General features: G+C 68.3%; 6 protein-coding genes and 1 pseudogene. 3 read left to right on the forward strand and 4 right to left on the reverse strand.

Annotated features, from left to right (window positions below):
• The 3 genes from FS885_RS09630 to FS885_RS09640 form a co-directional block, all read left to right on the forward strand.
• The coding region (locus FS885_RS09630) for a VaFE repeat-containing surface-anchored protein (protein WP_186365852.1) at positions 1-379 on the forward strand (379 nt) is incomplete at its 5' end.
• 72 nt (positions 380-451) lie between these two features.
• On the forward strand, positions 452-1,183 hold the full coding sequence (locus FS885_RS09635) for a class B sortase (protein ID WP_144744822.1): 732 nt from the start codon (positions 452-454) through the stop codon (positions 1,181-1,183).
• A 306-nt stretch (positions 1,184-1,489) separates the two neighbouring features.
• Positions 1,490-3,367, forward strand: coding sequence for a tellurite resistance TerB family protein (locus tag FS885_RS09640; protein ID WP_144744823.1), 1,878 nt, complete (start codon positions 1,490-1,492; stop codon positions 3,365-3,367).
• A gap of 98 nt (positions 3,368-3,465) precedes the next feature.
• Here the strand turns inward: FS885_RS09640 and FS885_RS09645 are convergent, their stop codons facing one another.
• From FS885_RS09645 to FS885_RS09660, 4 genes and pseudogenes are all read right to left on the reverse strand, one after another.
• Entirely contained in the window at positions 3,466-4,020 is a 555-nt protein-coding gene (locus FS885_RS09645) for a hypothetical protein (protein ID WP_042433188.1), read from the reverse strand.
• Positions 4,017-5,288, reverse strand: coding sequence for a relaxase/mobilization nuclease domain-containing protein (locus FS885_RS09650; protein ID WP_042433191.1), 1,272 nt, complete (start codon positions 5,286-5,288; stop codon positions 4,017-4,019). Before FS885_RS09650 ends, FS885_RS09645 begins: the two co-directional genes overlap by 4 nt.
• Positions 5,276-5,722, reverse strand: coding sequence for a CopG family transcriptional regulator (locus tag FS885_RS09655; RefSeq protein WP_042433194.1), 447 nt, complete (start codon positions 5,720-5,722; stop codon positions 5,276-5,278). The genes FS885_RS09650 and FS885_RS09655 overlap by 13 nt, the downstream gene beginning before the upstream one ends.
• Before the next feature lie 210 nt (positions 5,723-5,932).
• A pseudogene (locus FS885_RS09660) lies at positions 5,933-6,266 on the reverse strand (ParB/RepB/Spo0J family partition protein); the annotation flags it as partial.

Here is a 6,266-nt window from a genome sequence, read left to right on the forward strand (position 1 = left end):
CTTCGAGCCCGAGGCGCCCTCCGGCACCGTCGAGGTGACCTTCGAGTTCGACACCGAGGGCCTGGCCGAGGGAGACGAGCTCGTCGTCTTCGAGAAGGTCCTGGACTCCGCCGGCAACGTCGTCGCGACCCACGAGGACATCGACTCCGCCGAGCAGAGCGTCGTCGTGGACAACCCCGACACGCCCGAGGTCCCCGAGGAGCCCTACGCCAAGACCGGGGCCGACGCCCCCGACGGCACCGGCTACGCCGTGGCCGCGGGCATCGCTCTGGCAGCTGCGGCGGGCGCGGGCGGAGCGCTCGCGTACCGCAAGCGCAAGACGGCCGGCGCAAGCAAGGACGCGGCAGCCGAAGAGCCTGCCGAAGAGCCGGAAGAGTAGCGGCGCCGCATCGATACCGAGCCGGAGGCCCTGGGCGCCCGCCCGGGGCCTCCCCTGCGAACGGGGGAGGACATGAACAAAGGGAAAGCCGCCACGGCGCTCGCCGTCGCCGTGGCGTTGCTGGCGCTGGCGGCGCTCGCCGTCCTGCCGCAGCCCGAGAGGAACCCGTACGGGGTGCACGAGGTACCCGCAACGGAAGAGGACGCGACTATGGAGGTGAAAGAGACGGGAGGCGGAATCGACTGGGACGCCCTTCCCGCCTCCGTCGTCGCATGGGTGCGAGTGCCAGGCACGACCGTCGACTACCCGATCGTCCAGGGCCGGCAGGAATCGCCCGACTTCTACCTCACGCACGACGTCGGCGGCGAAAGATCCGCATGGGGCGCTCCCTACATCGACGCCGGGTGCGCGCAGGGCGCCGAGAGCCCGCTCGTCATCGTCTACGGGCACCACATGTCCGACGGCACCATGTTCGCGCCGCTCGCGCAGTACTCGTCGCGCGGTTTCGCCGAGGGGCACCGCACCATCCGGGTCTACACCCGCGAGAAGGAGATCGAGCTCGAGGTCTTCGCCGTGGACGTGGTCGACGCGAGCTCGGAGGGCAAGCGGACCGACTTCGCCGACGCGGCCGAGCTCGACGCCTACCTCGGGGACAAATTGTCCCGGTGCGAGGTCGTCCTGGAAGAGCCGTCGGACGTCGCGCAGGCCTGGGCCTTCGTGACGTGCAGCTACCAGACGAGCAACTCGCGCACCGTCGTCTACGCGAAGGAGGTGGAAGGATGGGATTCGCGCCCTTCGGAATAGGGCTCCTCATGGGGCTCCTCACGCTCACTGCCTACGCATGCTGCGCAGTCGGCGACGACGACCGGGACTAGTTGCCGAAAAACGAAATCGCAACTGAACCGAACGATCAAGCCCCTCGCTCCGTCGGACGAGGGGCTTGCACATGGTGGGATAATGAAGAGCACATGAGACGTGTCGTGCGTGCCGTGTTGCATCGGCTGCGCATGAGCGCCTTACACAAGGTTCGTTTACGTCAGGAGATACAGGATGGCGCTCAAATTCGATCTCGGGGAAGCCCTGTCCCAAGCTGCGCACGCCGCAGGAGAGGTGGCAAAAGGCGCATCGGCAACTGTCGAGTCCGCCGCCAAAGGCGTCGCGAATGCGGCCGAGGGCGCGGGGAACGCCATCGTCGATACGGCCGCCTCGGCATCCGAAGCCGTCGGAAGCGCCATGTGCTCGGCTGCGGAAGGCGTGTCGAGCGCCGGCGAGCAGATCGCGTCGTCCGATGCGGGCAAGGCGATCGCAGGGGCTGCGAACGCGGTAGGCGGAATCGCCGTCGGCGCCGCAATGGGTTTGGCCCAGGGGGCGTCGTCCCTTGCATCCGGCGCGGCGTCGACCGTCGAGGGCGGCATCAACGCCATCAAGGAGAACTCGTTCTCCGCGCGCCTCCGCAAGGCGCGCATCAAGGGGTTCCGTGACGGCATCAAGCAGGGGGCCTACCTTGCGGGCGAGAAACGTTACAACTTCATCTACGCCTACGTGGCGACGCTCTGCTTCCTGATGCGCTGCGACGGCGATTTCTCCCATGAGGAGCAGGAGTGGCTCGAGGACGGCCTCGACTACCTCAAGCTGGACGGCGGCCTTCCGGACGACGTGAAGGCGAAGGTGCAGGCAATCGCGGACAACGAGGGCTTGTCCTTCGACCAAGTCAAGGACTGCCTGGACAACGTGAGCATCGTGTCGCTGGGCTCCATCGCCGAGCAGCTGCAGGTCGCCGCGGCGGCGGACGGCGAGGTGACGGAGGAAGAGGAGCACGCTTGCAGGCTCTTCGCCGACTACATGGCCGCGAGGGCGGCATGCGTGGCGGTTGACGAGAACTGGGCCGAGCAGGCAGTCGAGAAATCCGTTCGCGAGTACGGCGAGAGCCTCGAGCGCATTGACCGTGAGTTCAAGGAGCGGACGAGGCTGCAGGACGCCGACGCGGCCTTCGTCGTCGCCGCGACCATGCTCCAGGTCGCCCGCGTGCTCGTCATCAACTCCCTGACGGAGGTCGAGCGGGCGGGAGCGGGCAACGCCAAGGAGGACGCCCTGCACAGCTTCCAGGGCCGCGTTTTCTCGGGCTTCGACGACGGGGCTCCGGCGGAATCGGGCCGCCTGTTCGCCTCCAAGAGCCACATCCTCTCCTCGCGAGGCGTGCCGTACGACGCGACACGTTACGAGGCTGAGAACCTCAAGATATTCAAGGGGGCGAACCACCGGTTCGCGACCCTCGGCCACGACCCGGTGCTCGGCCTCGTGTTCGGGACCTCGAACATCATGACGAACAGCATCACCTGCGTGAAGGACGCCAACGTCTTCGGGATCGGCGCGCGGATCCCCGCGACCTACTCGGTCTCCTACGACGCATTCGGGAAGAACCCGCTGATCGGGGCGCCCACCGGGACCGTGGAGATGCTGGTCGCGGCGGGAAGGCGCATCGTGAGCGAGCCGGATGCCGCCGCGGCGGCCCTGATCAAGCAGCTGGTCCACATCGGCACCGACCTCTACACGCCGTGCGGGATACAGATCCCGTTCGCCAACCTCGTCCTCGACAAGGCGCACACCGAGGCCCTCACCAAATACGTCAGCACCGGCGACATATTGAAAGTCGGCATGCAGGCGGGCATGACGGTGCTCATCAACTGGCTGATAGCGGCGCTCCACGGCTGCTCCCTGATATTCAAGGACGACGGGTCGGACTACTGCACCGAGATGTACCAGGCGCGCACCAAGAAGATCATCCTCATCTCCGACACCATCGCGACCTCGAGCAGCATCGTGCAGGCATCGATCACGAAGAACCCCAAGTGTCTCGATCTCGGAGGCGCGGCGGTGCTCGTCTACCGACTGTTCTCGGATGCTCGCTTCGTCGCCAAGCTCAAAGAGGAGTTCCTCCAATCGGAGCTTGACAAGATCTACGACGAGCGAGCCAAGGGGCTACTCTAGGCACCAGGTGCCTTCGTTCTCACATCACCCACTTGAACACGGCGCGGAACAGCCAGACGAAAAAGCCCAGCGTGACCTTAAGCGCCGCCATGAGGAACCTACCAAGCCTCTTCATCGACGTCACCCCAATCTTCCTTGACCTTGCGGGCGCCCTCGTCGGCGCCCTCTTCCTTCTCTTCCGCGAGCAGCCTCGCCAGCTCATCCGGCACGCCCGGGACCTCCGCCCTCCCCAGCGCGCGCTGAAGGTCCCTTATCTGCGACTTCAGCGGTTTTGAGGGAGGGCCCACGTGCTCGCGGTAGCAAGCGGAAATTGCAGCCGCGTCGCACAGGTACCCTCGCACCCGGGCGAACGCCTCGTCGCCGTCGAGCAGGACGCGGCGGGCGCGCCCGAGCTCTGCCTCCGAGGCCAGCATGAAGCGCCACCCGCGGGACCTCCGCGCGGCCGGGATGCCGTCCGCGGGCGCCTCGGCGCGCCAGTCGTCGCGCACCTGGTGCCAGTTCGCCGTGAGCCAGAGCCCCTTCTCGGGCTCCTCGCGCATCTCGAGCTCGAACTCCGTGAGCATGTTCGCGCCGGAGAACGGCGAGCCCTCCGTGAACGAGAGCGTGTCGAACAGCGTCGTCCTGCCGCCCTCGTACTCTATCCTCACCATCATCTCCGGCCCCTTTCCCTGCGATGCTCCTGCTGGGCCCGCTGGCGTTCGACGGCGAGGATGCGCTGTTGCTCGTCCTCGCGGCGCCCGTCGCGCGAGCTTCCTTCGGCAGCACCGCGCCCGCGATCGTCCCCGTAGCGGGTTTTGAGCGGCATGAGCTCGTTCATCGCCATGTAGTCGCGCGCCGCCTCGAGTCGACGGTAGCCCTCGCCGCCCGCCTGGCCGCGACGCTCGAGCGTCGCCATCCTGAGACCGAACTCCTCGATGGACTCGACGTCGAACTTCGCGCAGGTCTCGAGCGCCGAGGAGAGCCTGCTCAGCTCCGAGAGGTCGTTGAGCTCGAGGGCTCGCTCGGCGGCCTCGCGGATGCGCGCGGCGCTCGCGTCCGTGGGACGGTAGGCGCCCCCGCGCTCGAACCGCCGGCGGAGCATCTCCTTGCCGTAGACGAACCCCAGGCGCTCGCCGCTGACCTTCTTGGACGGCTCCTCGGCCAGGCTGAACACCCAGTCGTCCCGCCGCGCCTTGGCCGAGTTGTCGGCGACGTGCACGCCCAGGGCGTCGAGGACGCCGAGGAACTCCGCCTCGTCGCGCGCCGTGGTCTTGGCGAGCGCGACGCGGGCGCGGATGTCGCCGACCCACGAGTAGCCGCCCGAGCGCATGATCTCCTTCTCGGCCCGGCCCAGGTAGACGCTCCTGCGGCTCCTGGGCCCGCCCGCACCTGCCCGCCCGCGCGCCTTCGACGGCGATTCGGGAGCTCGGTCGTTGGAGAGCCCCGACAGCCCGCGCTCGCGCGCCATGTCCTGCAGGTCTCGGTTGAGGTCCTCGGGGTGCTGGGTCTGCATGCGGTAGCCGGTGCGGAGGTTGGCGTTATTCACGACGATGTGCGCGTGCGGTATGCCGCGGGCGTTGTCGTCGTGGTACACGATGGCGATCTCGTGGTCGCCGAAGTGCTTGAGAGCCCACGAGCACGCGAGCTCGCGCAGCGCCGCCAGGTCGATATCGTCGCCGGGGTCCGGCGAGAGCACGAAGTGCTTGAACGTCCGCGCGGGCTTTCCCCTCCAGGGGGCGTCCGTGCCGAAGGCGGCGCGCGTGGCGTCCATCTCGGCGTCCCAGGCGCAGGCCTCCTTGGCCTCGTTTCCCAGTGCGCCGGCATCGCGCTCGTCGTAGCTCAGGTTGAACAGGTCGCGCGCCAGGGCGCGGCCTCCCTTCTCGAGGTAGCGGCGGATGCCACCCGTCGAGCCGTGGCCGCTTATCGGCTTCAGGATCGGCATGGCGAGCCCTCCACGAGCGAGTCGGCACCGATGCGACCGAGCTCCGCCGCCATCTCGCGGGCCGCGCCGTTCACGTCGGCGAGCTCTCGCTCGATCGTCGGGATGCTCTCCGCGACGAGGTCCCGGTCGACGTGCCCGTGGCGGGCGTGGAAGTTGATGAGGTTCATCGCGTGCACTGCCTGGTTGTAGTGGTAGCCCCACTTCGTGAGCTCCCGAGACATCGACCAAAGGGCCCTGCGGTCCACGAGTATGCGGTGCTCGTCTCCAGCGTTGGCCTCCGTCGACAGCGGTATGCGAACGAGGTAGCGCAGGTACTCTGACTTGCTGAGGCCGGCGCGCTCGCACCGCTCGCAGAGCGCGTCGTAGTCGCCTCCCTCCATGCGGAACGTGACGCGGCGCTCCTTGCCTTTGGCGGCGCCGGCTTCCTCTTCCATGGCGGATTCCTTTCCTCGGGCCCGCCGCGCGGCGGGCGCGTCTCTCTAGGGGCGCGGGGGATCCCCCGCAGGCGGTGGCCCGGCCCGGGCGCCGCCTCTGGGACCGGGCCTCGCGAAAGCGGGCTCCCAAACGGCCCGCGGCATGACGGGTCCGAAGCCGCCCGTTCCCCAAGTGCTATGGACGCCCGACGCGATGTCGGACGCCATAGGCTACTTGCTGGATTTCGAACCTGAGGCCCTTCTGCGGCGCTTTCGGGCATCGCTGCCCGCATCCGCGTACGGGGCGGTCATGAGCGCCATCTCGCGCAGCAGCGAGAGGTCGGCCGCGCTCGGGCTCTCGGGCGGGCTCTCCAGGAAGTCGGCGACGAGCCTCGCGGCCTTCGCGATGCGCCCGTCGGGGCCGGCCTGCGTTTCGCTCTCGCTCCTCACGTAGTCGGAGAGCTCCCGCTTGGTGCGCCGCCAGGGCTCCATGGCGGCGTGCATCTCCGCCTGGCGCTCCTTCGGCATGCCCGCGAGCGAGCGCACCGCCTCGGCGCTGAGGTTG

Origin of the sequence: Enorma burkinafasonensis, assembly GCF_902150035.1 — a bacterium.
GTDB lineage: Bacteria > Actinomycetota > Coriobacteriia > Coriobacteriales > Coriobacteriaceae > Enorma > Enorma burkinafasonensis.

Coding starts and splice junctions, on each gene's coding strand:
- FS885_RS09635 (WP_144744822.1), top strand. CDS start 452: ATGAACAAAGGGAAAGCCGCCACGGCGCTCGCCGTCGCCGTGGCGTTG.
- FS885_RS09645 (WP_042433188.1), bottom strand. CDS start 4,020: ATGATGGTGAGGATAGAGTACGAGGGCGGCAGGACGACGCTGTTCGAC.
- FS885_RS09650 (WP_042433191.1), bottom strand. CDS start 5,288: ATGCCGATCCTGAAGCCGATAAGCGGCCACGGCTCGACGGGTGGCATC.
- FS885_RS09655 (WP_042433194.1), bottom strand. CDS start 5,722: ATGGAAGAGGAAGCCGGCGCCGCCAAAGGCAAGGAGCGCCGCGTCACG.